Source organism: Bacteroides cutis (assembly GCF_900241005.1).
Classification (GTDB): domain Bacteria; phylum Bacteroidota; class Bacteroidia; order Bacteroidales; family Bacteroidaceae; genus Bacteroides; species Bacteroides cutis.
Map to the genome: position 1 here is coordinate 52,007 of NZ_OEST01000002.1, position 25,494 is coordinate 77,500.

The following is a 25,494-nucleotide window of genomic DNA, read 5'->3' on the forward strand; positions in this document are numbered from 1 at the left end:
TTTGATGAGGTGAGAAGTTATTCTTTTTTTGACTTTTCTGCCCGTTTGTTAATCACAATCAGCAGTACCAGTACCGTTATGAAAATAATCGTTGATAACGGACGAAGTTCCGGTGTCAGTCCGCCTTTACGCGCATCGGCATAGATATAAGTCGATAGTGTTTCCAAACCTTCGTTGCCAATGGTAAAAATGGTTACTGCGAAGTCATCGATAGAAAGCGTAAATGCAAGGATAAATCCACTAATCATTCCTGGAAATATTTCAGGGAGAATTACTTTACGTAATGCCTGAAATGGGGTGGCACCCAGATCGAGCGCTGCTTCATATACATTCTGATTCATCTTTTTCAGACGAGGCATGACACTGAGTACCACGTATGGTGTACAAAAAGTGATATGTGCCAATACCACCGTCGTAAATCCTTGTGATATACCGAAACTTACAAATAAAAGGAACAAGGATACACCTGTAATGATATCAGCGTTCATCATTGGGATGGCATTGGCGAAGTTCATTATCTGCCGTGTACGTGTACGCAAATTGAATATGCCGATAGCAGCAATACTTCCCAAAACGGTGGAGGCGGTGGCAGCAAGCAATGCGATGGCAAATGTGTTCCAGATAGCACTCATCAGCGAGTGATGCATTCCGCCTGTAAAGAGCGAACTGTATAGTTTTGTGGAAAATCCTGTCCAGTTGCCAAGCACTTTCGCTTCAGTGAAAGAGAATATCATAATGATCAGAATCGGCGAATAGAGTAACGCCAATAACATCCAAAGGTAACTTTTAGCCAGAATACGCGTCATCATATCACACCTCCGCTTTCATTGGACGCACTGTCTTCTTCGTTGGTAAAGAGAATGGTAATACCAATCAGTAACAACATGATGAGTGACAAAGCTGCACCATAATTCCACATTCCGTTATAGATATTTTCCTGTACCGTTGTACCGAACAACTTGATGTTGTTCATTGTCAGTAACTCGGCAATGGCAAAAGTAGATACTGTGGGCATGAATACCATCACAATTCCACTCATGATACCCGGCATGGATAGCGGTAATATTACTTTTCCGAATACCTGCATAGGGTTGGCTCCCAAGTCTTGTGAAGCTTCAATCAAGCTGTGATCCATTTTCTGCAGCGTATTATAAATAGGATATATCATGAAAGGCAGAAAGTTGTATACCATACCGAAAACCAATGCCCCTTCTCCCAATGGCAGACTCAGAAAGTCAAAAAGTGCCACTGTGGCAAGAGTACGTATCAAAATATTTACCCACATGGGCAGAATGAACAGTACCACCATCGTACGGGAAGTATTGAAATGTTTCTGACTCAGAATGTAGGCTGCCGGATAACCCAGCAACAGACATGCAAGTGTTGTTATTATTGCAATGCCGATGGAGTAGACGAATGTGTTCAGTGCCTCGGGATGCATCATGAACTTGCGGAAGTTGGCAAAGGTAAACGTCCCTTCGGCATCTGTAAAGGCATACAACACAATGAGTAGTAGCGGTACTATTACAAATATAAGTAAAAATAACGCGTAGGGCACTGTCCAGTTGCGCCGCCGCATGAAGAAATAGGATAACTTACTGGTCACTTCCTTCCTTTTTAATAGGTTGAACAATCCGTATATTTTCAGGGGCAATGCGAATTCCTACACGGTCGCCATCATCCCATACGTCATTGGTATCAACGAAGATATCCTCGTCCCAATCGGTAAACACTGTAAGATGATAATGGTTGCCTTTATAGAGGATAAATTTTACATCTCCTGTCAGTCGCCCATCTTCTTCGTTATCTTCAAGAATGACGTTTTGGAAATCGATTTCTACTTGTACTGGGGTTTCCGGTTCGATATCATGCACAGGATCACATTCAAAAGCACAGCCTAAAAACTCTACATGGGTTTCGTCAATCAGCTTTCCTTGGAATGTATTACAAGTGCGTTCCTTTTTCATTACGTGGATATCAAATGGTTTTACCAGCAAACCTACTTCACGTCCGGCTTCAAAACAATGGTAATCTTGTACCATCAGTTCGTAGCCTTCGTGAGTTTGTACCAGCATTTCATAATGTACACCTTTGAAGATACAACTGGTTACGATACCCGTCAATTGTGCGGCATCCGATGGCTCGAAGATATAAAGGTCTTCCGGCCGCAACACCACGTCTACTTGTGCTTGTTCTCCAAAACCTTCATCCACACATTCGAATTCGTGTCCGGCAAAAGTGACGAGTTTATCCTTTATCATCACACCGTTCAATATATTGCTTTCACCGATAAAATCAGCTACAAAAGAGTTGATAGGTTCATTGTAGATATCTATCGGAGTACCGATTTGCTGTATCTTTCCTTCGCTCATTACGACGATGGTATCACTTAAAGTAAGCGCCTCTTCCTGGTCGTGTGTGACGTAGATAAAGGTAATACCCAATTTTTGGTGCATTTCTTTCAGTTCCATCTGCATGTCCTTACGCATTTTCAGGTCTAATGCGGCAAGCGGTTCATCCAGTAACAACACTTCCGGTTCATTGACAATGGCACGAGCAATGGCTACGCGTTGTTGTTGGCCGCCGGAGAGCGAATCAACGTCACGATATTCATAGTCCGTCATACCCACCATACGGAGTGCTTGTTTCACTTTTTTTTCAATAGTGGTGGCAGGCATCTTTTTTAACTTGAGACCGAAAGCAATATTATTGAATACATTAAGGTGAGGAAAGAGAGCATATTTTTGGAACACCGTGTTTACCGGACGTTTGTGCGGTGGTGTCTGTGTTATGTCTTTTCCGGCAATGGTAATTACCCCTTCTGAAGCAGTTTGGAAACCTGCAATTAGGCGTAACAATGTTGTTTTTCCGCAACCGGATGGTCCCAATATCGTTACAAACTCGCCCTTACGGACAGATAAATTTACATCGTTCAGTACGGCCTTATCTCCGAAGAACTTCGATACGTGCTCTACACCGATGATGCAGTCGGATTTTTGCATAAGCGTTTCTTACTTTAGAGTCATAAAAAGCGCGGCAAAGGTACATAAATAATTGCACTTTTTCTTTTTGTTGGTCTAAAAAGAGAAAAATGTGTATTTTTTAGTTGCAAAACTTTTTATTAATGAAGGTTTGGGTTGGTTTGATTTGATCATGAATTGGGTAAATACTTTGTATGACCATACTAAAGTGTTTCTTAAAGTCTTAAAAAATGTAATGAGCGTGTAATATGTATGTACATTATTTTACTTATCTTTGTGTGTGTTTTGAGAAATATAACATTTTAAGGAATTAATTTAATGGTATTATGTTAAAAAGACTGAGATTTGTGTTTATAGTAATTTCATTCTTGGTTACTATAGGCGTTAATGCGCAAACTACTACTGCTGCGATGAGTGGCAAGGTAATTGATGAACAAAATGAGCCTGTGATTGGTGCTACAATTATGGCTGTTCATGAACCGTCAGGAACTTCGTATGGGGCTATCACCAATGTTGATGGTCGATACACAATTCAAGGTATGCGTACGGGAGGTCCGTACAAGGTACAAGTATCGTATGTAGGTTATCAGACTTCTGTATTTAAAGGTATTATTCTGGAACTTGGTAATACTTATGTTCAGAATGTTACGCTACATCCAAGTTCTGAGTTGTTGGATGAGGTTCTTGTAGTTGCCGATGCTAAAACCAAAACGGGTGCAGCAAAGAATTTTTCGCTTGAAAATATTGAAAATACTCCGACAGTAAGCCGTGACATTTACGACATTGTGAAGAACAGTCCTTTGGTTACAGCTTCTAAGATAGGAGGCATTACTTTTGTCGGTTCTAATAATCGTTACAATAGTTTCCAGATAGACGGTACAGTAGCTAACGATGTATTCGGACTTTCTTCCGGTGGAACGAATGGTGATCAAACCGGAGCCAATCCTATTTCTATGGATGCGATTCAGGAGATACAGGTTGTAGTTGCTCCTTATGATGTACGCCAGGGTGGATTTACTGGTGGTGGTATCAATGCCATTACAAAACAGGGTACTAATGAAACCCATGGATCGGCCTACACTTACTTTAATAATCAGAATATGTATGGTAAATACAGTGCTATCCGTGATTACATTAAATCTCCAATGTCTCAGCAATTTGACCGCACGTATGGTGGCACACTTGGAGGAGCTATCGTTAAGAATAAATTGTTTTATTTTGTAAGTGCAGAAGGGCAAAAAAACAGTTATCCTTTCAGTATTTATCCGGGGTACACCACTAACTACATAACGACTGCTACTGCAAAACAAATTGTTGATCAATATGCTAAAATCACCGGTAAGTCCGATGCTTATAATCAACGTGATATTGAACAAAAGTCATTTGGCTTATTGGCTCGTTTAGACTGGAATATTAATGATAATCATAAGTTGGCTGTACGTTTCCAGCACAATAATTCTTATAAGGATGTATATGGCGCTAACTCTACTACTTATTATTTTGAGAATAGTGGTTATCGCATGAATAATAAAACCAATTCTATTGTAGCTGAGTTGAATTCTCGTTTGGGTGACAAAATGTACAATGAATTCCGTGCGTCCGGTACTTTTGTACGCGATTTCCGTGATACAGATTATTTAGGTCCAAATCTTCAGATCAAAAATGTATTGGCTGCTGATGGTCAAACTAAAATAACAGTTAATGTAGGAACTGAATATTCTTCAGGGGCTAACAAGTTGGATCAAGATGTATATAGCTTTGAAGATAACCTTTCTTGGTATTTGGGTGATCATACCTTGACTTTCGGTACGCATAATGAAATATACCGTATCAGTAACTTGTTTATCCAGGCATCCGAGGGGGCATGGTATTACAATTCATTAGATTTATTTATGCAAGACAAACCCTATCAGTTTACTTATAAGTATAGTGATCCGGCACTTACGGGTGGTGATTTGAAATATGCTCCTGTGATGAAAGCCGGTCAGTTTGGATTTTATGTTCAGGATAAATGGATTGTATCCCGTAATTTCAACTTTACTTATGGTATTCGTTTTGACATACCTTTACTGTTTAACAAACCTACCGTTAATCCGGCTTTCAATACTTTTGCCGCAGAACGTAACATGGGTGTAAAAGTGGGTGAGACTCCGAGTGCCAAATTGATGGTCTCACCTCGTGTAGGTTTCAGTTGGTATGCTGATGACAGCCACCGTACTTTGTTTCGTGGGGGGGTAGGTATCTTTACCGGACGTGTACCTTTTGTATGGCTCAGTAACTCCTTTAATAATACAGGCATGGAGCAGAAAGGAACTACTATCGCTCCTAAGGATGCTGATAAAAACTATACTAACGGCGCTCCTACTTTGACGGAATACCATGAAAATCCGAAAGCAGCCGCAACAACGGATGCCAAACAGGATATTGTGACTACCTCAAAGAACTTTAAGTATCCGCAAGTTTTGCGCGCTAATTTGGCTTATGAGCAATTTTTACCGGGTAATGTGAAAATGACTCTTGAAGGAGTTTATTCAAAGACTATGAATAATGTTTTCTTCGAAAATTTGGCATTGGTCGAGAACGGACAGGTTTATGCTGTTCCTGGCGTAGAAGCTTCTACTTCTCCTTATTATAAAGCGCAAGCCGGTGATTACTATTCTATCATTAATTTGAAGAATACGAATAAAGGATATAGCTATGCTTTATCTGCGTTGTTGGAAAAACACTTTGGATTCGGTCTTGATATGTCAGCGTCATATACATTTGGACATTCCAAGTCTGTAAATGACGGGACTTCTTCTGTAGCATATTCCAACTGGAAGTATAATTATTCACATGATACTAATAGTGGTAATGAACTCAGTTTCTCCAAGTTTGATATACCCCATCGTATAATGGTACAGGCTGCTTATACTACTCCGAAGTATTGGAATAACTGGATGAGTACTTCTATTTCTGTAATTTATAATGCTTTCTCAGGAAGCCGCTATAGCTTGACAATGAATGAAAAGTCTGATTTTAACGGTGATGGGTTTAGCGGTAATTCTTTATTGTATATTCCTACGGAAAGCGAACTTGCCAAAATGAACTTTGTAGATGAATATGATAAGAATGAACTTGTCAGAACCGCAGAAGAAGGTCGTCAGGCATTTGCGCGGTGGATTGAGAACGACGATTATGCCAAGAACCATCGTGGGCAATATGCTGTGAGGAACTCTAATCTCAGCAATTGGGAACATGAGATCAATCTCCATTTAGCTCAGACTATCTATAATCCTAAAGGACTGGGTAAACTGGAGTTCACATTCGATATTATCAATTTTGCTAATATGCTTAATAAAAAATGGGGTGTAAACTATAGTTCTGCCTATAACCTTTCACCGCTTACAGTAGCATCTTTAACTACGGATAATAACGGTCAAAAGACTCCTACTTATTATTTCAACAACGCAAAGATCACTAAGAATGATACCGCTTCGCGTTGGCATGCACAAGTGGGTATCCGTTTGACTTTCTAATGAGGAGCCAAGGTTTATTTAATATTTAATAGATGTTGAGGGTTGTTTCGGAATAGCCGGAACGACCCTCTATTTTTATTTGGTATGCGAGTATATTCTATACTATTCCGGCTAAAGGATGAAAGGATAATAAAAGTACAAACCGAATTTAGTATTTTACCGTAAACACCACCGGATTGTGATCGCTACATAAATCCAAATCAGGAGAATAATAGTTTATACATTCAAGTTCGGGAGAATGAAAGGCATAATCAATCCGGAATAAGCGCTTTCCGTAACGATAAGTATACATGTAACCGCAACCTCCGGTTTTGAAACCGTCTTGCAGGATTTCTGATAACTGATAGTAAGTATGGGAAGAAGGCAAAGAATTGAAGTCACCGCATACAAGTACGGGATAGGGACTGGTTATGGCAAGATGACAGATACTGTCTGTTTGGGCGGCACGTTTTACAAAGTTATCATGCAAAGTTCCGGCAGCATCTTGCATAGCTTGGGCTTCACGGCGGGTATCATCTGTGGCAAGTTCACGTTGCCATTTTTTACGATTTTGACTTACACTGGTAGTTTGCAGATGATTGTTTAGGAGCCGGATAGTATCCATACCTAAAACAATATCACATGTCATGCTACAATTGGCACTATATGGGTAGGCAATGAAACGCTCGTTTGCTAGTGGGAAACGACTGAATACGGCGATGGGGAGAACATTGTGGATAGAATTTCCGGTGGGTATGGAAACATACTTCCAATAGGAAAGTGCATGGCGTAAACTATCTACGGGAAAATATTTGTTGTCACCGAACTCTTGGAAACAAAGTACATCAACATGCTTCTTTTGCATATATTTAGCTATTTCTTTACAGGAATAACCGGTTATTTCATTACCGAAACTATGTACATTGTAGGTAGCAACAGTCAGATAACCGTTAGGGCGATTGTTTTTTGCCAAAGCATCTGTTGGTATTTCATGAGTTGAGTTAAACTGGATGACAGATGTCAGATATGGCCAGTTAAAAAGGAAAGCTGCCAAAGGCACTAAAGCCCACCACTTACGTGCAAATGTCCAACAAATAGCTACTGCCAGGTTACAAAGTAGCAAAACCGGGATAGCAAGTCCCAACAGGGGCATAATTACGGAATTAACAGGAACAGAATGTCCCGATCGGGAAGCTATGATAGTAATAGCCGCCAAAACAATGGTGGCGGCTATTATAATGATATGAAATAGTCCTTTGACTGCGGCTTTTCCCATAAGAGTTAATTATCAAATACTAATGTCACTTGGCAACGTTGTTAACCGGCTTTCCACCTAAATAGGCTTTTACATTTTCAAGCATAATTTGCATAAGGCGTTCGCGTGCAGCACTGCTTGCCCACGCAATGTGTGGAGTGATATAACAATTCTTGGCGGTGAGCAGAGGATTATCGGATCGGGGAGGTTCTTGGGTAAGTACATCCAGACCGGCGGCAAAGATAGTGCCATTGTTCAGGGCATCCGCAAGGTCTTGCTCGTTGATGAGCGGTCCGCGTCCGGTATTGATAAGGATTGCAGTCGGTTTCATCTGTTTGAGACGTTTCGAGTTTATCAGTCCATGGGTTGTGCCGGTGAGAGGACAATGCAGGCTGACAATATCACACGTACTGAAAAGCTCGTCAAGTTCCATCTTTTTTATTTCGGGAGGAAGTTGGAAGGGGGATTTTGAGGTATAAGCATAGACTTCCATACCAAAGCCTATAGCTATACGTGCTGTATTATAGCCGGTATGTCCCAGTCCGATGATACCTATTTTCTTTCCACGAAGCTCGATGAGCGGAGTATCCCAAAAACAGAAATCAGGACTGTTGCTCCAACGTCCTGTACGAATTTCGTCGGTATAGTGTTGTACCTGCTGGGCGATATTCAAGATGTGGGCAAAGACCATTTGTGCAACTGAATCGGTACTGTATGCGGGGATATTAGTCACAATGATACCATGTTCTTTAGCTGCTGTAACATCAACAATATTATATCCGGTGGCAAGTACACCAATATATTTCAGTTCCGGTAAAGCCGCTATGATTTCAGCATTAAGCACCACTTTGTTGGTTAACAGGATTTCGGCTCCGGCGGCACGTTCCAGTACTTCTTCAGGAGAAGTACGTTCATAGATAGTACATTCACCTAATGCTTTTAATTCGTCCCACGAAAGATCTCCGGGATTGGCGGCATAACCGTCTAATACTACTATTTTCATAATTTGTGATTTATAATCTTCCATCTCCCTGAAAAAAGAAGAAGGAGGAATAGTTTGGTTTATTATTGGTTCATCTATGTACTTTATCAAGTAGCGAGCATTTTCTTTTTTCCTTTCAAGGAATTCAAGAATATTTTCCCCACAATGCCTGCATCCGTTCTTTATGTTTTTGTTCAGCAGCATTGTTTTGCGGTTCCCAGATGATCCGGTTTTTCAATTCGTCGGGTAAGAATTGCTGACGGACGAAATTACCGGGATAGTCATGGGCATATTTGTAATTATCACCATAGCCCAACTGTTTCATCAGTTTGGTGGGAGCATTGCGTAAGTGCAGAGGAACAGGTAGATTACCGGTTTGCCTCACAATCTCCAGGGCATTATTGATAGCCATGTATGCAGAATTGCTCTTAGGGCTTGTGGCAAGATATATGGTAGCTTCCGCCAAAGGAATACGCCCTTCGGGCCAACCAACTTTCATGATAGTGTCAAAGCATGCATTAGCTATCAACAAAGCATTGGGATTGGCTAGTCCGATGTCTTCGGAAGCGGATATGACAAGACGCCGGGCGATGAAAGCAGGATCTTCACCTCCTTCAACCATACGTGCAAGCCAGTAGACAGCTCCGTCGGGGTCGCTTCCCCGGATAGATTTGATGAATGCAGAGATAATATCATAGTGTAACTCTCCATCCTTGTCGTATGCCAATGGGTTTTGTTGCAACCGTTCGGTCACCATTTTGTCGGTAATGACAACAGGGTCGGAGTTTTCGGATTGTACTACCAGTTCGAGGATATTGAGTAATTTCCGGGCATCTCCACCGCTATAACGTAGCATAGCGGTAGTTTCTTTGAGTTCAATCTTTCGTTCTTTTAAGACGATATCTGTGGAAATAGCTCGTTGAAGTAATTCCAGTAAATCATCTTTTTCCAACGACTTCAATACATAAAGTTGGCAACGGGAGAGCAATGGACGGATCACTTCAAAAGAAGGATTTTCTGTGGTAGCTCCTATCAGGGTGACAGTACCTTGCTCCACAGCGCCCAACAATGAATCTTGTTGGGACTTACTGAAACGATGGATTTCATCGATAAACAAGATTGGACTTGATTGCGAGAAAAAACGGTTGTTCTTGGCGCGCTCTATCACGTCGCGCACATCCTTTACACCGCTGGTCACGGCGCTGAGAGTATAAAACGGAGTATCGAGTTTATTGGCTATGATCTGTGCTAATGTCGTTTTTCCTACTCCCGGTGGTCCCCAAAGTATAAACGAGGAGATACGTCCTGCGTCAATCATCTTACGCAACACTGCACCCGGTCCGACTAAATGTTTCTGACCGATGTATTCATCTAATGTCTTGGGCCGAAGCCGTTCTGCTAATGGAGGCATAATTTAGAATATCATTAAAATCATAAACCGGATACCGCCTTTTTTCACTCCCGGAATATCTGTATAGGTGAGGCGACGAACATATTCGATATGTAGTAACTTGAAAATGTTATATATACCTACACTGGCTTCTATATAGGGCGTTTTGCCCATTACATAACTGGTAGGCATACCGTCCCGCATCGGGAACAGGAACAAATCGGGGTTACTGCTTTTATATGGATTGTTCTTATCTGTCAATGTACCCCACAATCCGCGAATACGAAATGCTTCACGCCATTTGAGTTTTTTAATAAGCGGGATGCGGTTGAATAGTTTTCCGTTCATGTCGTATGTCAGGGCAAGAGAGGCATAACGGTCGTTTAAGAATTCCATGTTATTGATAAGCGAGAACGATTCATTATGTTGTGTGATATACGAAAGGTTTGCCATCGGCAGGTTCAACAAGGGAAACGGGACTGTATTCCATTGAGCTCCGGCACGTGCCGTGACATCCAGCTTGCCCCAGGAACCAAACCAAAAGCGTTTGCGGATACTTGCTTCTGTCAGGTTAAAGTTATAGTCTCCACCGAGTACACCTTTAAAACCGGTAGTGTGGGAGAGGGAGAAAATAGGAGCATCCAGTGATACGGGAACGCGGCGTTGCTTGGTGTTGACGTAGGTCTCACCTGGAGCATAACGTAAAGTCACACCCAGTTCGGCAGTGGTAATATCATGTACCAATGTATTCTTTTGATCCCACTCACCCGGAACGTCCCCATTGTTTTTCCAATATTGAAGCATTCCGGCAGGTTGGTCGTTACGATGACGTGCCATGGCTTTAACAGAAAAACCGGTATTGGTTTCTAATTCGTACATTAAGGTGGCATCACGCATATAAGACATTTGGTCCACTTTTGTCCACTTCCAGCCGACAAACATATTGTCTTTATCAGTTTCCAGATACTTGTCCATAGGCGACATTACATCGTAGGTGTACTTGAAACCAAGATAATGTTTGGGAAACTCCCATAATACGTATTCACGTTTGTTGAATGAATATGCGGCTTGTCCTGAATAAAACCACTTCTTGTCTCTCGTACCGTATGCTCCATATCCGCTGAAACTCCAGTGAGGGTCAAGATTTCCTGTAGTCATACCGCTGACACGGAAACGGGTACCATTCACATAGTTACTGGTAATCATGGTATTGATCGGTCCGAAGTCGAACTTACTCGGATGTTTTTTGCTACCGGTCTCCACAAAATTCTCAATAAGCGCTTTCGCCCCGAAAATGACATATTTGAAGCCCGGTATCTGTTCAATACGATTCATGAAGATATCCATATTACTTTCTTTTTTGGTGAGCGGCACTTGGCGCACTTGAGCCCAGTATTCATCACTCTTCGAAAGCATGTTGGCTTCTTTGATGACACTTCCTTTTAAACGAAACAACCGGGGTTCTATCTCTTCGAATTTATAATTACTGTATTTCGTAGTTCGTTGCACTTCCAATCCTTGTATACCTTTCATCAATGCCAGTTCTACGGTCATATCATCGTCGGTAAGCACCCAGTTACTATCGGGCAATTGTTCGAATTGCTGTACGATATCGAGATTTTCCACAAAGTTGACTCCTGTTTTTTTAGGGAGATTCATAATACACTTCTTAACGGCATAAGTAGAGTCCTTAACAACATACAAATGTCCGGTGAAACCGAAATCCTGAGAGTTCTGAGGTACAAAAGTAAGATGTACACATTCCCGTTTATCCACCATCAAAGTATCCATAAGATAGAATTTATAGAAACTGATGGCACCTCGTCCGATAGGGCTGACGAAACGACGCTGCAATAAGCGGATATCGTCGTCGTAGATGTTTACGTCCGAGAATACATCGGTCAGAATAGTCCCTAGCATATCACCTGTACTAAAAAACTCTTCGATGCCGGTAGAGTTCATACCTTCGATGATTGTTTTTTCACTTTTAGGACTTTTACGATAGATGGTTCTGGAGGCTGTTTCCTTGATGGAGATAGGCAAAATCATCTTATTGGTCTTAGGAGACAATTCTACCTGGTCTTTGAAAAAAGAGAATTTCTTGTAGATGCCTTTTTCCATTTTTTCTGGAGTAACATCGTTCATGGACATCTTCATTTTTTCGTATTTCTGATATTGGTAGTAATCATTCTCTTCCAATTTTAGAGCTTTTTTGTGCTCGATAACCTTCTTCATGAACTCCACGGCAGGGTTGTTTTTGCGAGAGTATTTTTCTTTTTTGGGTTTAACGACAACCTCAGAAAGCATAACGTCGGCAGGCATCATCTTTACGTTCAATACTTTGGTGCCTGGAGCGAATTTTACTTTTTTCGTAACATATCCGATAGCAGAAAAAGTCAGTTCATCCCATCCTTTATGAGCTTCTACATGATATTCTCCGTCGGCATTGGAGATGCTACCCACACCTTTACCTTCATATTGAACAGTGATATACATCAATGGCTCGTGAGTGAGGGAGTCTGTAATAACGCCTTTAATCTGTGCCGATGCGCCTGTAGAGGCAAATAGGGATAGCAAGAATAAAATAATAATGGTATATAATTGCTTCATATATTTCATAATCAGGCTGCAAAGTTAACAAATTACAGCTAAACAAGAAGCAAATATATTTTAAAGAAATGAGAGGGATGTTTAAAGAGAAACAATGACGGTAATTTTTATTGTCTAAATCAATGTTATTGATTTCTATATATTTAATCAAGAAAATAGACAATTTAGTGTGTTTATTTGATGAAATAATATGTTTTTTTTGTATAAAAATATTTGTGCATTATTGTAAAATTAATAATTTTGCGCTGTCAAAAATAAATAAACAAAATGTAATATGAAAAAATTTAATTTATGGGCAAGTATGATTGCCTTATTCTTATGTGTGGGATTTACTTCTTGTGGGGATGATGACAATAATGCGGAAAATGCAGGTACAGGTAATATCTTTCCTGAAGGAGTAAAGAAAGTTGCAACTATTAGTGATGCATATGGAGGTGTTACTAAATTCACTTATGCTGACAATAAGTTGGTAAGTGTGGATGATGGTGATTCTAAATACACCTTTGCTTATTCTGGTAATACAGTAACAATGACCAGTATCTATGAGTATGGTAATTCAAAAGATACCGAGGTTTATACAATGAATATCGGTTCTAATGGATTTATATCACATGGTACCGGGGTGTATACAGAAGTATATAATAACGAGACTTATACATCCAACACTACGATGTCATTTTCTTATGATAAGGATGGGCATTTAACAACTGTTCAGATAAATGAAAAAGATAGTGACGGAGACGAATATACTACAAAAATTCAATTAACTTGGGAGGACGGTAACATTACTAAGACAGTAGAAAACTGGACTGAAAAGGAAGACGGTGATACCGATTCCGGTACGAATACACGTACTTCTACTTATGGAGGCGAAGTAAATAAGATCGGTTTCTCTTTCTTTGATGAAGTAGTTGATCTTGATGAGTTGGAGTATGCTTATTATGCAGGGCTGCTTGGTAAGTCTACTAAAAATATGCTGAAATCAGTGAAGTCTGTCGATGAGGGAGATTACAGTTATACTTCTAATTATTCTTATGAATTTGACGGTGATTATCCTACTGTATTCAATTCAGATGGTAGCAAGTACAAATATACTTATAAATAATAAATGACGGCGATTATTAATGTCGCCTATGTGTAGGGCAAAAGCGGATAACTATCCGCTTTTGCGATTACCAATGAAACCTTACGAGTTGTACAACCCATCACGTATAAGTCATATAGCTTATACCGTTCCGGTTGTACAACTCGTAAGGTTTTTATAGGCAAGTATTTTGGTAACCTTTATTTAAAGTTTTTCTCCATTTATGAGCGTTTGTACGATACGTTCTGCCGTCCGTCCGTCCCAGCGTTCGGGTAGGGTAGCATGTTTCCATTCACCTTGAAGTAGTTTGTCCAGTGCGGCGGAGAGAGCAAAAGAATTTTCGCCAACCAACTCATTGGTACCGATGCGCCATGTTTCAGGATGTTCGGCGTATGTATTGAGGGTAATACATGGAACGTCAAGGAATGTGGCTTCTTCTGCGATATTACCGGAATCGGTTACGATCCCTTTGGCCTGGTTGATGAGAAAGCCAAAATGCAAGTAACTCTGTGGAGGCAGGATATGCAGATTGGGGGCTTTCAATTCCAATGATTTTAATGTTTTCTCTACATATGGATGCAAAGGAGAGACGATGGGCATTCCGTTGGCTTTCTCCAAAAGGGTTTGCATCAGCGAGTGCAATACAGTTTTCTTTTCCAGTAGGTCGTGACGGTTTAGGGTCAGTAAAAGATAGTTGCCTTTACGTAAACCAAGGCTAGTGAACCACAATGGTTGTACCAGTCGGTGGCGGTTGTAACGAATGGTATCAATGAGGATATTTCCTACGTAATGGATATATTCCGGTATCATCCCTTCTTGGTTAAGATTACGGTTGGCTACCATGCCGGCTGTAAAGAGATAATCGGAAATGGCATCTACTATTGTACGGTTCACCTCACGAGGCATATTCATATCGAATGAACGTGTACCGGCAATGACATGTGCCACTTTCAGTCCGCGTTTTTTAGCGACGATGGCGCAGCTCATTGTGGCAGTCATGTCATCTACTACGAGTACCACTTGTGCAGGATGTTCATTTAATTCTTTTTCAAAAGCCAACATGATGGAAGCGGCTACTTGTGAGTGGTCACGTCCGCTGACATCCAAATAACCATCGGGACTTTTCATGGCCAGGTCGGAAAAAAGAGAGGCATCTAAAGTGGCGTCGTCTTTAGAACCGGTATATATAATACGGTATGAAATTTTTTTTCCGGTTTCTTTGGCTGCGTCAATGGCGCGGCAGATAGGGGCTATCTTCATGAAGTTGGGACGTGCTCCCGATACGATGGTTACTTTCATTGTTTATAAGGTGAAAAATGATGAGACAAAAATACGTATTCTTAGGGAAATTATTCGTTACTTTGCCGATAAAATTGATAGATGTCAATCATAAAATCTTAAATCGTAAATCTAAAATTCTATTTTCATGCCAACATTTGTTCAGATACTCGATTTTATAGGAACTTTTGCCTTTGCCATCAGTGGTATACGTCTGGCTTCGGCAAAACGGTTTGATTGGTTTGGGGCGTATGTAGTAGGGTTCGTTACGGCTATAGGTGGCGGTACGATACGTGATCTTTTACTGGATGTGACTCCCGGTTGGATGACAGATCCTATATATTTAATCTGTACCGGATTGGCTCTTTTGTGGGTTATCTTTTTTGGGAAACATCTAATTCATTTGCATAATACTTTTTTTATATTTGACAGCATTGGCTTGGCATTGTTTACAGTTGTCGGTGTGGGTAAGAGTATCGCATTGGGATATCCATTCTGGGTGGCTATTATTATGGGTAGTATTACCGGTGCGGCGGGAGGTGTTATTCGTGATGTGTTCATCAATGAAATCCCGCTGATATTCCGTAAAGAAATTTATGCCATGGCCTGTGTGGTAGGAGGGACTTTCTATTGGTTGTGTGATCTTATGGGCATGGAGTCTTATGCATGTCAGGTAGTTGGCGGTGTTACGGTTTTCGTTACCCGTATATTAGCGGTGAAATATAAAATCTGTCTTCCCATTCTTTCGGGGAGTGGAGATGAAGAAACATAATTCATGAATATTTTTCTAAATTTGGTTATCGTTTAGGCATATCGGTACCTGAAAACTGTCAAAACAAGGGGTGAAAACTGTCAATTGATAGTTTTTACCCCAAAGAAAAATCATATCTCATCCTAAGAGATTTGAAATCCTCCGTATACTTGCAATCATAAAACCTAAACGAATATTAACCATAAAAAATTTAGCAAAGTATGAATACTTACAGTTTTAGAAAAGATTTACTTGCTGTGCAAGAAGAACTGCTTCGCTTTGCATACAAATTGACGGCCGACCGGGAAGAAGCGAATGATTTGTTGCAGGAGACATCTCTAAAAGCCTTGGATAATGAGGATAAATTTGAACCAGATACTAATTTTAAAGGGTGGATGTACACAATCATGCGCAATATCTTTATTAATAATTATCGGAAAATTGTCCGTGAACAGACATTTGTAGACCAAACAGATAATTTGTATCATTTGAATATGCCCCAAGACTCCGGTTTCGCAAGCACTGAAGGGTCTTATGATTTAAAAGAAATGCATCGTATCGTCAATTCATTGCCACGTGATTATAAAGTTCCTTTTTCTATGCATGTCTCTGGTTTTAAGTACCGTGAGATAGCCGAACGGCTTGGGTTGCCATTAGGAACAGTGAAAAGCCGCATCTTTTTTACGAGACAAAAGTTACAGGAAGAGTTAAAGGATTTTGTTTAATGTCTATTTATATTTTAATGTATATGTCAAATAAATGAGGGATTTGACATTATGATATAAAACATCTCTTTTATTTGAAAATTAATAGGATTATTTTGACTATATGTCAGAATAATCCTTTATATTTGTATATATTAAGTTAACCAAAAAGAAAAATCACTTATTACTGACTATGATGAAAAAGGAGATTAAATTCAGTCTTGTTTATCGCGACATGTGGCAATCGTCCGGTAAATACCAGCCTCGGGTAGACCAATTGGTCCGTATTGCCCTGCTGATTGTCGAAATGGGCTGTTTTGCCCGTGTGGAGACGAATGGAGGAGCTTTCGAGCAAGTAAACCTTCTCTATGGTGAAAATCCCAACAAAGCAGTACGTGCTTTTACTAAACCTTTTCATGAAGCAGGTATACAGACACACATGCTCGACCGTGGTCTGAATGCGTTGCGCATGTATCCTGTTCCGGCAGATATACGCCGTCTGATGTACAAAGTGAAGCATGCACAGGGGGTAGACATTACTCGTATCTTCTGCGGACTGAATGAGTCCCGGAATATAATTCCTTCTATTCATTATGCCCTTGAGGCAGGAATGATTCCGCAGGCTACCCTTTGCATTACACACTCACCTGTGCATACGGTAGAATATTATGCCGCTATTGCCGATCGTCTGATTGAAGCCGGAGCACCTGAAATTTGCCTGAAAGATATGGCTGGTATCGGTCGGCCGGGTATGTTGGGACGGCTGACAAAAGCTATAAAGGAAAAACATCCTGAGGTGATTATTCAATATCATGGTCATAGCGGACCAGGACTTTCCATGGCTTCCATTCTTGAAGTTTGCGAGAATGGTGCCGACATTATTGATGTAGCTATGGAACCTATGTCATGGGGAAAAGTGCATCCGGATGTTATTTCAGTACAGGCGATGCTGAAGGATAAAGGTTTCCGGGTACCTGATATCAATATGAAAGCCTATATGAAGGCGCGTGCCATGACGCAAGAGTTTATAGATGATTTTCTTGGTTTTTTTATGGATCCTACTAACAAGCATACTTCTTCTCTTTTGTTGAAGTGCGGATTGCCGGGCGGTATGATGGGATCTATGATGGCTGACCTAAAAGGTGTACATTCAGGAATTAATATGATTTTAAAAGGAAAGAACCAGCCGGAACTGAATATTGATGATTTACTGGTGATGCTTTTTGATGAAGTGGAGTATGTTTGGCCAAAATTAGGTTATCCTCCTTTGGTAACTCCGTTCAGCCAGTACGTGAAGAATGTAGCGTTGATGAATGTTATGCAGCTGGTGAAAGGTGAAGAACGCTGGACGATGATAGACAACCATACGTGGGATATGATTTTGGGTAAAAGCGGGCGACTTCCGGGAGCTTTGGCTCCTGAGATCATTGAGCTTGCCAAGTCCAAAGAATATGAGTTTGTGGATGCCGATCCGCAACTGAATTATCCGGATGCTCTGGATGAATATCGCAAGGAAATGGATGAGAATGGTTGGGAATATGGAGAAGATGATGAAGAACTCTTCGAACTTGCCATGCACGATCGTCAGTATCGTGATTATAAATCGGGTATTGCGAAAAAACGTTTCCAGGATGAATTGCAGCGTGCTAAGGATGCCGCTATGGCAAAGAGTGGATATTCTGAAGAGGAGATTAAGAAACTGAAACGGGCAAAGGCAGATCCGGTAATAGCTCCTTCCAAAGGGCAGGTTTTGTGGGAAGTATCGGTAGAGGGACCCTCTACTGCACCGTTTATCGGACGAAAATATCAACATGATGAAGTTTTCTGTTATCTCTCTACGCCATGGGGTGAATATGAGAAGGTGATGACCGGATTTACGGGACGCGTTGTGGAAGTTTGTGTGCAACAAGGTGGTAATGTCAATAAAGGCGACGTGATAGCTTATATCCAGAGAAGTGATATCTTTGCATAAAATGAAAAATTATTGAAACACAGATTTTCGTAGATTATAAGGCGGTATGCAGTACTTTGAAAATAAAATTCTTTGTAAAAAATTACGCTAATCTGTGTTTCAATAATTAATCTGTTGAATTATCATTTCTCTATAACCATTTTTTGATAGTTTCCTTTAAAATCTCTTGAGTGAATGGTTTTGTCAGGAAATCATTGCATCCTGCATCAAAGGCAGCTTGTTTATCATGTTCATAAGCATAAGCCGTAAGAGCGATGATAGGTATGTCCGGTGAAAGTTCACGAATGATTTTGGTGGCATCCAATCCTCCGAGGTTCGGCATCTTCATATCCATTAAAATGAGGTCGGGGCGTACTGTCTCAAACATGGTCACCACCTCCATACCGTCTTTGGCACGTTCCAGATGGTATAACTTTCCTAGTATTGCTTTTGTCAGAATATAATTACTGTCCGTATCTTCTGCTATCAATATTGTTTTTGTTTTTTTTTCGTCTTTTTGTTCTTTATCGGTATCAGTTTTGTTGTCTTTAAATTTATATATGTTTTCCTCGGGACTATCTTGAATAGAGATCTGTTGTGTGACGTTTTCTTCACTTCTATTCTTTTTCTTTACTTGTGATTTACTTGAATGTAGAGGCAAGGTGAAAGTAAAAGTGGTACCATTACCCATTTCCGAACTGACGGATATGCTACCACCTAACCGTTCGATGATGGTTTTACAGATGGATAGCCCCAGACCGGTACCTTGGGCAAAAGTATTCACTTTGACAAAACGTTCAAAAACCTTACATAATTTGTCGGCTTCAATACCGATACCCGTGTCGCTGACATGAAATTCTATTTTATCTTCTTTGCAATGATAACCATAGCTGATGTTACCACTAGTGGTGAATTTGAATGCATTTCCTATCAAATTGGAAATCACTTGGAAGATACGGTTCTTATCTCCTTCGATGACAATATCTTCATCCGAGGGTTCATAAATCAGTTCTACTCCGGGGGGGCAACGGAATTTGTGCGCGTCATGTATTTCCCGGCAAAGCGGATGTAAACGTACTGGAGTAATGGTAAACTCTACTATACCCGCTTCAATTTTAGAGAGGTCGAGTATTTCATTGATGAGTTGCAACAACCTTTCATTGTTAGCTTCTACAATTTCATAATAGTTTTTCCGTTCGTCGGCATCAGTACTTTCGGCTATGATACGTGAGAAACCTACAATGGCATTTAGTGGAGTACGTATTTCATGGCTCATGTTGGCTAGGAAGGCTGATTTCAACTGATCGGAAGTTTCCGCTTTTTCCTTGGCAACGAGTAATTCGCGTTTCATTCCTTCCATTTTGGTGATATCCCATTCGATACTCAGTAAGATGGGAGGGAAATCTCCACTCTCGATTTTAATTTTTCTTTTATCTAGATAAATGGATTTACCGTTCTGGTCGTGTTCTTCTGTAATCCAATGCATTTCTTTTCCTGTTTTGGCGATTTCTATGTCTTGCCGTCTTTTTTCCTGTGCTACTTCAAAAGGATAAAAATCAAAGTCGTCTTTCCCCAATGCCTCCTTCATCGGTATGTTACGATTGTATGATTCTCGGTTACGATATAAATATTTAAACCCGCTTTTAATATCTTTTACAACAATGCTTGCCGGGAGATTTTCTATTGTCTTGTCTAATATCTGGCTGAACCGTTTGATTTGCTGTTCGTGGGTGATACGCTGTGAAACGTCACGTCCAAATACCCATACGGTTTCTTCACCCTCATCGCTGGTTACCCAATATGCATTTCCTTCGATAGCCAATACTTCGGGATGAAGAGGTAGGGGATTAGGAATTACAAATCCATTGTGCTCTTCTCCTTTCTTAATTTTGGAAAGCATTTTTTTCCACGCTTGCTGATTGCCGACATAAGAGTTTATATTGTAAATAGTCAATTGAGTGATGTCATCTGTACAACCGATATCGTGATGTTGTTTGAAACGTCGGTTGGCAAATACCAATGTACCATCTTCGCGAGCAGCAAAGATATCTTCGGTAGAGTTATTGATGGCATGAGTTAATAAATTGATGTCGTTACGCCGTTGCTGGATATCTGTAATATTCTGTATATATCCTTCTATGATTATATTTCCATCTTTATGTTTCTCCCGTGCAAAAGTTTTCAGACGGATATAATATATTTGTTTCAGGTAGTGTATCCGGTAATCTACACTTTCTTCTATATCGCCTTTCAGGTTTCGTTCCAACCAGTTATTGAAAGTCTCATGGTCTTCGGGAAGGATATGGTTCACATATTCATTCAACGGGATGGTTTGTTCGTCTTCGGTACACATGATATCGGTATGACCTGTATATTTGAATTTTTGGGTGTCGGTATCATATCTCCATCTTCCGATAAGCGCAACCTTCTGTATTTCTTTGAGTTCATGATTTCTTTTTTCCAGTTCCAACTTACGTTGACTTCGCTCTGTGATATCACGATATTGACAGAGTACCATGTCCTCGTATGGATACATAATGCATTTGAAGAAATAAGTTTTGTTTCCTAATGTTAGTTCATAGTTTTTGGTAGAGTGTATTTTTTGCGTTAATACCTTTTGGAATTCAGGATATACTTGGTAATAGGTGGCATAAGGTAACAAATCGAACATATTCTTACCTAACAGGAATTCTTCTTTTAGAAACCACAAATCTACATTATAAATTGTGATATCTATACAAATGCCGTTTTTATCCAGGATAATCATGGTATCCGATGTCAGCTTCAGTAACTTTTCAGCATTTTCTGCGTTTTTCAGAATGTTTTTCATATTATTTCTGGTGTTATGCTCTTCGTGCTTTTTCCCATGCTCCACTAGTGTTACCTTTACGTTTATACAAATAGTTGATTCCTCTAATGACATTGACATTCATAAAGAGGAAATAGTACGGGATGAAGAGTATTTTATTTTTGATATGCTTCGTTGATAGGTAATAACCCCAACTTCCCATGAGGTAGAATAATGCCTGTAGTAGCCAAATAGAGGCATAAAATAGAGGAGAGTTTGTCGTGAAAATGAGAATTGTGTTGAGGGGAAGCAATAAAAATAATAAAACAGGAGTGAGTGACCAACGCAATACGCGATGTGATACATATTGAAAACTAAATATACCGTAATGAAATGGATTGAGTAACGGACGTAATCGCCATATGGATTGTAATCCGCCTGCTGCGATCCGTACTTTGCGCTTTTCTTCTTCGAGCATATCTGCCGAACCACTTTCTGTGGCGTATGCATTTGTGCAATATGCAATGGTGTATCCTTGCATGACGATACGCAGGGAAAGTATAAAATCATCTAGTAACGTATCTGTAGCCATTTCTTCGAATAATTCGCTACGAATGGCAAACAGTTCTCCGGCTGCACCGGTTGTCGAGTAAAGGCGTGAATCGAGTTTTTTAAGTGTGGATTCATATTTCCAGTAAATGCCTTCGCCTCCTGAAGCTGCATTGTCTTTAGTTTGTACATTGATACGTTTTTCGCCTGCTACACATCCCACTTTGGGATTGGCAAATGCATGTACAATTTCCCGTAATGCTTCACGGTTGACATAGGTATTTGCATCTGTAAATACAACCAATGGAGTCTTTACGAATTGCATTCCATGGTTTAAGGCTGCTGTCTTTCCTTGACGTTCGGGTTGATAGATAACTGTAACTTGAGACCATCCGGACAAAAGTTCATTGGTACGGTCACTACTACCGTCAGTCACCCAAACTATATGAAGTTTTTCGGACGGATAGTCTAATTCGAGGCTGTTACGCATTTTTTCATTTACAACAGCTTCTTCATTATATGCGGCGATAAATAGGGTTAAATCAGGTAATACATCATCTGCTGGCATCGGAGTGACGACCGTTTTATGGAAACATTCTTTTATCTTTACCAAGATATACAGAAGAATTCCGTAGCCGAGATATGTATAGAATACGATAAATAGGCTTATCCAAAAGAATATTTCAAAGGTTTCCATTCAGTATCAGACTCTTTAATTTCTAATCAAAGGCAGAAATCAAGTCCAAAAGTATGTATAATCTTTGGGTGGTGCAAGGAAACCTGTGAAAAACTACTGTTTAATATTCAATTTGTTATAGAAATTAGAATGCTTCGGTCATATTAAAATAGAATAGAGTCTGTTTGTTGACGGTATTTTTTCCTAAATCGAGACGCACATTCATTCGGGGTTGTACTTCAATACGTAAACCCAGACCGTAGTTGGGTAATACTCCCTCGATTTTTCCCATGGTAGGTCCCATAAAGCCGCATCCGGTCCATGCTACAAATCCGATATGGTGCAACATTCGTTTTATCCAATTACTACGGTCGGTGTTAATCATTTGGCGGTATTCGGCCATAACCACATGGGAAGACTTATCACGATATTGTCCCATATAATAACCGCGCAGGTCAAAGGGAGTACCTGTAAGGGAATATTGGGTCAAGGGGACATTACCAAATACATTCTTGGTTTGTGCTGTCCAAGCTATGATTTTACGATTGCCTACTGATTTATATTGACGATAGTCCAGTTCAAGGCGGTAGAAGTTTTGATCACTACCGAAAACTTTACTATACATCATACCCCGGAAATCAAGATAAATACCTCGATAAGCATTTGCGGGAATATCACGGCTATCGTAAGTCAAGAGGAAGCCGAGACCGGAGTTGAAGTTTTTGTAACCATGTTCGTTACCGCCTGCAGCAATATAGGATTTTTCTTCGACAAGGTGTTTGGCAGGGTTGGTTATCTTGTCATAGTTGATGTCTATTTGTGGACCGGCAAAGACATTGCTGTGCCCCAACCGAAACAAAAACCAAGGGTTAACTTGAATACCGCTGTAACGATATTGGCTGGTAGTATCACTACGCACGTAATTCTTGTTGGTAGAGTAACCGACACCGTAAAAATTATCTTCTGTGTTTTTAAAAGAAAACTTTCCGAAAATACGGAAATGATCACCTTTAAAGAATAGTTGTGGTTTCACCATGATATTGATGCCACCTTTAAACATATATGCGATGGACATAGGTACTACGGAACGTAATTGAGTAGTATCACTGGGATTCATACGGAACGTCAACAAAGCACTTCCACCCACTAATGCACCAAAATCTGGCGTATAACTGGGACCACCCAATATATTATAATGTAAATTTCTGCGAGCTACTTTCTGTCTACGCAGTTCTTTTTTTGTTAATGTGGTAGTAGTATCGTTGGGTGCTGTAACTACTTGTTCTTGGGCTGAAATAGTTGTTATTGCCAGCACCAAAGTAAACATACTTAGTATAAATCTTTTCATGTCGTACGAATATGGCTGCAAAGAAAACTAATTTATCTGAATTGGTTTTCAAGTAAATAGACAATATTTCTTAAAGAATATTCTAAAAATTTCAAAAAAGGAATTACTTTTGTCTCATAAACGATGTGGAATAAAGTGGAATAAATTAGATTGTGATGGTCTGGATTTTTTTGCTAGAAAATGATTGAATGAACTATATAATAAAAATGAAATTTATGATGAAGAAACAAATTTTATCCGTCATTGTTTTGGGTGCTGCATTGCTTTCTGTACAGGCTCAAGATGGTAGGGGAGGTATCAGCTCTTCCATGCTCGAACAAATCAAGCAAAGTTATCAAGGAACGGCATCGGACAAGGCGCTTCGTAATGCTATTGGTAATAATGATATACGTAAATTGGCACTTAATCAGGAGAATATGCAGGCGATGGATACTCATTTCTCTGTTCGGGTAAATTCCAAAGGTATCACCGACCAAAAATCATCCGGACGTTGCTGGTTGTTTACCGGATTGAACGTAATGCGTGCCAAAACGCTTGCCAAATATAATTTCCCTTCTTTCGAATTTTCTCAGGTATATCCTTTTTTCTGGGATCAGCTTGAAAAATCCAATCTTTTCCTGCAAGGAATTATTGATACTGGTAAAAGTCCTATGAATGATAAGACTGTTCAATGGCTTTTCCAACATCCGTTGAGTGATGGTGGCACATTCACAGGAGTGGCGGATATTGTAACGAAGTACGGTTTGGTACCCAAAGAAGCGATGCCGGAAACTAATAGTAGCGATAATACTTCTCGCATGGCAAATCTTATTTCATTGAAGCTGAAAGAATATGGATTGCAATTGCGTGATATGATTGCAAAAGACACCAAACCTGCTGTTATAGAAGAAGAGAAGACAAAGATGTTAGGTACTATTTACCGTATGTTGGTTTTGAACTTGGGTGTTCCTCCTACGGAGTTTGATTATGTTCGTAGAGATACCAAAGGAAATCCTATGGAAATAGAACATCACACTCCTATGTCTTTTTTGGAAAAATATGGGGATAAAAAGTTGTTGACTAACTATATAATGCTGATGAATGATCCCAGTCGTGAATATTATAAATGTTATGAAATAGATTATGACCGCCATCGTTATGACGGAAAGAACTGGACATACGTAAATTTACCCATAGAAGAGATTAAGGAAATGGCTATTGCATCTTTGAAAGATAGTACCATGATGTATTTTTCTTGTGATGTCGGCAAGTTCCTAAATTCGGAACGTGGTTTGCTTGATGTGAAAAACTATGATTACGAATCATTGATGGGGACTACTTTCGGTATGGATAAAAAGCAACGTATTGAAACTTTTTCCAGTGGTTCTTCTCATGCCATGACACTAATGGCAGTAGATTTGAATGATAACGGGAAACCAGTGAAATGGATGGTTGAAAATAGTTGGGGAGCGGGAAGTGGTTATCAGGGGCATTTGATAATGACCGATGATTGGTTCAATGAATATATGTTCCGCTTGGTAGTAGAAACTAAGTATGTCCCTTCTAAAATAATGGAATTATTTAAACAAAAACCAATCCGTTTACCGGCTTGGGATCCAATGTTTGCAGAAGAGAAATGATAAAAGGTGATAAAGTGATAAAAGGTGATAG

17 protein-coding genes are annotated in these 25,494 nt (G+C 40.0%); 6 read left to right on the forward strand and 11 right to left on the reverse strand.

The features are described from left to right. Window positions 1–17: 17 nt before the first annotated feature. Genes C1A09_RS04150 through C1A09_RS04160 form a run of 3 tightly spaced genes read right to left on the reverse strand, consistent with a single transcriptional unit; the run spans window position 18 to window position 3,002 of the window. Entirely contained in the window at window positions 18–809 is a 792-nt protein-coding gene (locus C1A09_RS04150) for an ABC transporter permease (protein WP_101542496.1), read from the reverse strand. Further along, window positions 806–1,579 carry an ABC transporter permease gene (locus tag C1A09_RS04155; RefSeq protein WP_101542497.1) on the reverse strand — a complete coding sequence of 258 codons (774 nt, stop codon included), beginning with the start codon at window positions 1,577–1,579 and terminating at the stop codon, window positions 806–808. The genes C1A09_RS04150 and C1A09_RS04155 overlap by 4 nt, the downstream gene beginning before the upstream one ends. Window positions 1,580–1,595: 16 nt before the next feature. Next, the gene (locus C1A09_RS04160; protein WP_101542498.1) at window positions 1,596–3,002 is read right to left on the reverse strand and encodes a polyamine ABC transporter ATP-binding protein; all 1,407 of its coding nucleotides are present in this window, start codon (window positions 3,000–3,002) and stop codon (window positions 1,596–1,598) included. A gap of 305 nt (window positions 3,003–3,307) precedes the next feature. On the opposite strand from C1A09_RS04160, the gene C1A09_RS04165 reads away from it, so the two are divergent. Continuing rightward, a complete protein-coding gene (locus C1A09_RS04165; protein ID WP_101542499.1) occupies window positions 3,308–6,499 on the forward strand; it encodes a TonB-dependent receptor in 3,192 nt (1,063 codons plus the stop codon). Between the two features lie 148 nt (window positions 6,500–6,647). On the opposite strand, the gene C1A09_RS04170 is transcribed toward C1A09_RS04165, so the two are convergent. The 4 genes from C1A09_RS04170 to C1A09_RS04185 form a co-directional block, all read right to left on the reverse strand. Beyond that, on the reverse strand, window positions 6,648–7,754 hold the full coding sequence (locus tag C1A09_RS04170) for an endonuclease/exonuclease/phosphatase family protein (protein WP_101542500.1): 1,107 nt from the start codon (window positions 7,752–7,754) through the stop codon (window positions 6,648–6,650). A 25-nt stretch (window positions 7,755–7,779) separates the two neighbouring features. Beyond that, window positions 7,780–8,736, reverse strand: coding sequence for a D-2-hydroxyacid dehydrogenase (locus C1A09_RS04175; RefSeq protein ID WP_101542958.1), 957 nt, complete (start codon window positions 8,734–8,736; stop codon window positions 7,780–7,782). Window positions 8,737–8,860: 124 nt separating this feature from the next. Continuing rightward, window positions 8,861–10,126: a replication-associated recombination protein A gene (locus C1A09_RS04180; protein ID WP_101542501.1), complete on the reverse strand. Its 1,266-nt coding sequence runs from the start codon at window positions 10,124–10,126 to the stop codon at window positions 8,861–8,863. Between the two features lie 3 nt (window positions 10,127–10,129). Continuing rightward, window positions 10,130–12,715, reverse strand: a complete 2,586-nt coding sequence (locus tag C1A09_RS04185) for a DUF5686 and carboxypeptidase-like regulatory domain-containing protein (RefSeq protein ID WP_101542959.1) — start codon at window positions 12,713–12,715, stop codon at window positions 10,130–10,132. 274 nt (window positions 12,716–12,989) lie between these two features. On the opposite strand from C1A09_RS04185, the gene C1A09_RS04190 reads away from it, so the two are divergent. Next, window positions 12,990–13,820, forward strand: a complete 831-nt coding sequence (locus C1A09_RS04190; protein WP_101542502.1) for a DUF4595 domain-containing protein — start codon at window positions 12,990–12,992, stop codon at window positions 13,818–13,820. Window positions 13,821–14,003: 183 nt separating this feature from the next. On the opposite strand, the gene C1A09_RS04195 is transcribed toward C1A09_RS04190, so the two are convergent. Next, the gene (locus C1A09_RS04195; protein WP_101542503.1) at window positions 14,004–15,098 is read right to left on the reverse strand and encodes a UDP-N-acetyl glucosamine 2-epimerase; all 1,095 of its coding nucleotides are present in this window, start codon (window positions 15,096–15,098) and stop codon (window positions 14,004–14,006) included. Between the two features lie 127 nt (window positions 15,099–15,225). On the opposite strand from C1A09_RS04195, the gene C1A09_RS04200 reads away from it, so the two are divergent. The 3 genes from C1A09_RS04200 (at window position 15,226) to C1A09_RS04210 (ending at window position 18,504) form a co-directional block, all read left to right on the forward strand. After that, window positions 15,226–15,849, forward strand: a complete 624-nt coding sequence (locus tag C1A09_RS04200) for a trimeric intracellular cation channel family protein (protein WP_101542504.1) — start codon at window positions 15,226–15,228, stop codon at window positions 15,847–15,849. A gap of 200 nt (window positions 15,850–16,049) precedes the next feature. Then, the gene (locus C1A09_RS04205; RefSeq protein ID WP_101542505.1) at window positions 16,050–16,553 is read left to right on the forward strand and encodes an RNA polymerase sigma factor; all 504 of its coding nucleotides are present in this window, start codon (window positions 16,050–16,052) and stop codon (window positions 16,551–16,553) included. 175 nt (window positions 16,554–16,728) lie between these two features. After that, window positions 16,729–18,504, forward strand: a complete 1,776-nt coding sequence (locus tag C1A09_RS04210) for a hydroxymethylglutaryl-CoA lyase-like TIM-barrel protein (protein ID WP_101542960.1) — start codon at window positions 16,729–16,731, stop codon at window positions 18,502–18,504. Window positions 18,505–18,634: 130 nt separating this feature from the next. Here C1A09_RS04210 and C1A09_RS04215 read toward each other — a convergent pair whose 3' ends face one another. The 3 genes from C1A09_RS04215 to C1A09_RS04225 all read right to left on the reverse strand — a co-directional run bounded on the left by C1A09_RS04215 (window position 18,635) and on the right by C1A09_RS04225 (window position 23,844). Further along, complete coding sequence (locus C1A09_RS04215) at window positions 18,635–21,313, reverse strand: ATP-binding protein (RefSeq protein ID WP_101542961.1); 2,679 nt, start codon at window positions 21,311–21,313, stop codon at window positions 18,635–18,637. Window positions 21,314–21,326: 13 nt separating this feature from the next. Next, window positions 21,327–22,517 carry a glycosyltransferase family 2 protein gene (locus tag C1A09_RS04220; protein ID WP_101542506.1) on the reverse strand — a complete coding sequence of 397 codons (1,191 nt, stop codon included), beginning with the start codon at window positions 22,515–22,517 and terminating at the stop codon, window positions 21,327–21,329. A 124-nt stretch (window positions 22,518–22,641) separates the two neighbouring features. After that, window positions 22,642–23,844: a BamA/TamA family outer membrane protein gene (locus C1A09_RS04225; protein WP_101542507.1), complete on the reverse strand. Its 1,203-nt coding sequence runs from the start codon at window positions 23,842–23,844 to the stop codon at window positions 22,642–22,644. Window positions 23,845–24,062: 218 nt separating this feature from the next. Here C1A09_RS04225 and C1A09_RS04230 point away from each other — a divergent pair, with 218 nt between their 5' ends. Then, on the forward strand, window positions 24,063–25,463 hold the full coding sequence (locus C1A09_RS04230; protein WP_101542962.1) for a C1 family peptidase: 1,401 nt from the start codon (window positions 24,063–24,065) through the stop codon (window positions 25,461–25,463). Window positions 25,464–25,494 lie beyond the last annotated feature (31 nt).

What these genes read in the sequence shown, in the direction of transcription:
- C1A09_RS04195 (WP_101542503.1), bottom strand. Translation starts at nt 15,098, where the DNA reads ATGAAAGTAACCATCGTATCGGGAGCACGTCCCAACTTCATGAAGATA.
- C1A09_RS04230 (WP_101542962.1), top strand. Translation starts at nt 24,063, where the DNA reads ATGAAGAAACAAATTTTATCCGTCATTGTTTTGGGTGCTGCATTGCTT.
- C1A09_RS04205 (WP_101542505.1), top strand. Translation starts at nt 16,050, where the DNA reads ATGAATACTTACAGTTTTAGAAAAGATTTACTTGCTGTGCAAGAAGAA.
- C1A09_RS04180 (WP_101542501.1), bottom strand. Translation starts at nt 10,126, where the DNA reads ATGCCTCCATTAGCAGAACGGCTTCGGCCCAAGACATTAGATGAATAC.
- C1A09_RS04185 (WP_101542959.1), bottom strand. Translation starts at nt 12,715, where the DNA reads ATGAAGCAATTATATACCATTATTATTTTATTCTTGCTATCCCTATTT.
- C1A09_RS04200 (WP_101542504.1), top strand. Translation starts at nt 15,226, where the DNA reads ATGCCAACATTTGTTCAGATACTCGATTTTATAGGAACTTTTGCCTTT.
- C1A09_RS04155 (WP_101542497.1), bottom strand. Translation starts at nt 1,579, where the DNA reads ATGCGGCGGCGCAACTGGACAGTGCCCTACGCGTTATTTTTACTTATA.
- C1A09_RS04150 (WP_101542496.1), bottom strand. Translation starts at nt 809, where the DNA reads ATGATGACGCGTATTCTGGCTAAAAGTTACCTTTGGATGTTATTGGCG.
- C1A09_RS04225 (WP_101542507.1), bottom strand. Translation starts at nt 23,844, where the DNA reads ATGAAAAGATTTATACTAAGTATGTTTACTTTGGTGCTGGCAATAACA.
- C1A09_RS04170 (WP_101542500.1), bottom strand. Translation starts at nt 7,754, where the DNA reads ATGGGAAAAGCCGCAGTCAAAGGACTATTTCATATCATTATAATAGCC.
- C1A09_RS04175 (WP_101542958.1), bottom strand. Translation starts at nt 8,736, where the DNA reads ATGAAAATAGTAGTATTAGACGGTTATGCCGCCAATCCCGGAGATCTT.
- C1A09_RS04220 (WP_101542506.1), bottom strand. Translation starts at nt 22,517, where the DNA reads ATGGAAACCTTTGAAATATTCTTTTGGATAAGCCTATTTATCGTATTC.
- C1A09_RS04210 (WP_101542960.1), top strand. Translation starts at nt 16,729, where the DNA reads ATGAAAAAGGAGATTAAATTCAGTCTTGTTTATCGCGACATGTGGCAA.
- C1A09_RS04190 (WP_101542502.1), top strand. Translation starts at nt 12,990, where the DNA reads ATGAAAAAATTTAATTTATGGGCAAGTATGATTGCCTTATTCTTATGT.
- C1A09_RS04160 (WP_101542498.1), bottom strand. Translation starts at nt 3,002, where the DNA reads ATGCAAAAATCCGACTGCATCATCGGTGTAGAGCACGTATCGAAGTTC.
- C1A09_RS04215 (WP_101542961.1), bottom strand. Translation starts at nt 21,313, where the DNA reads ATGAAAAACATTCTGAAAAACGCAGAAAATGCTGAAAAGTTACTGAAG.
- C1A09_RS04165 (WP_101542499.1), top strand. Translation starts at nt 3,308, where the DNA reads ATGTTAAAAAGACTGAGATTTGTGTTTATAGTAATTTCATTCTTGGTT.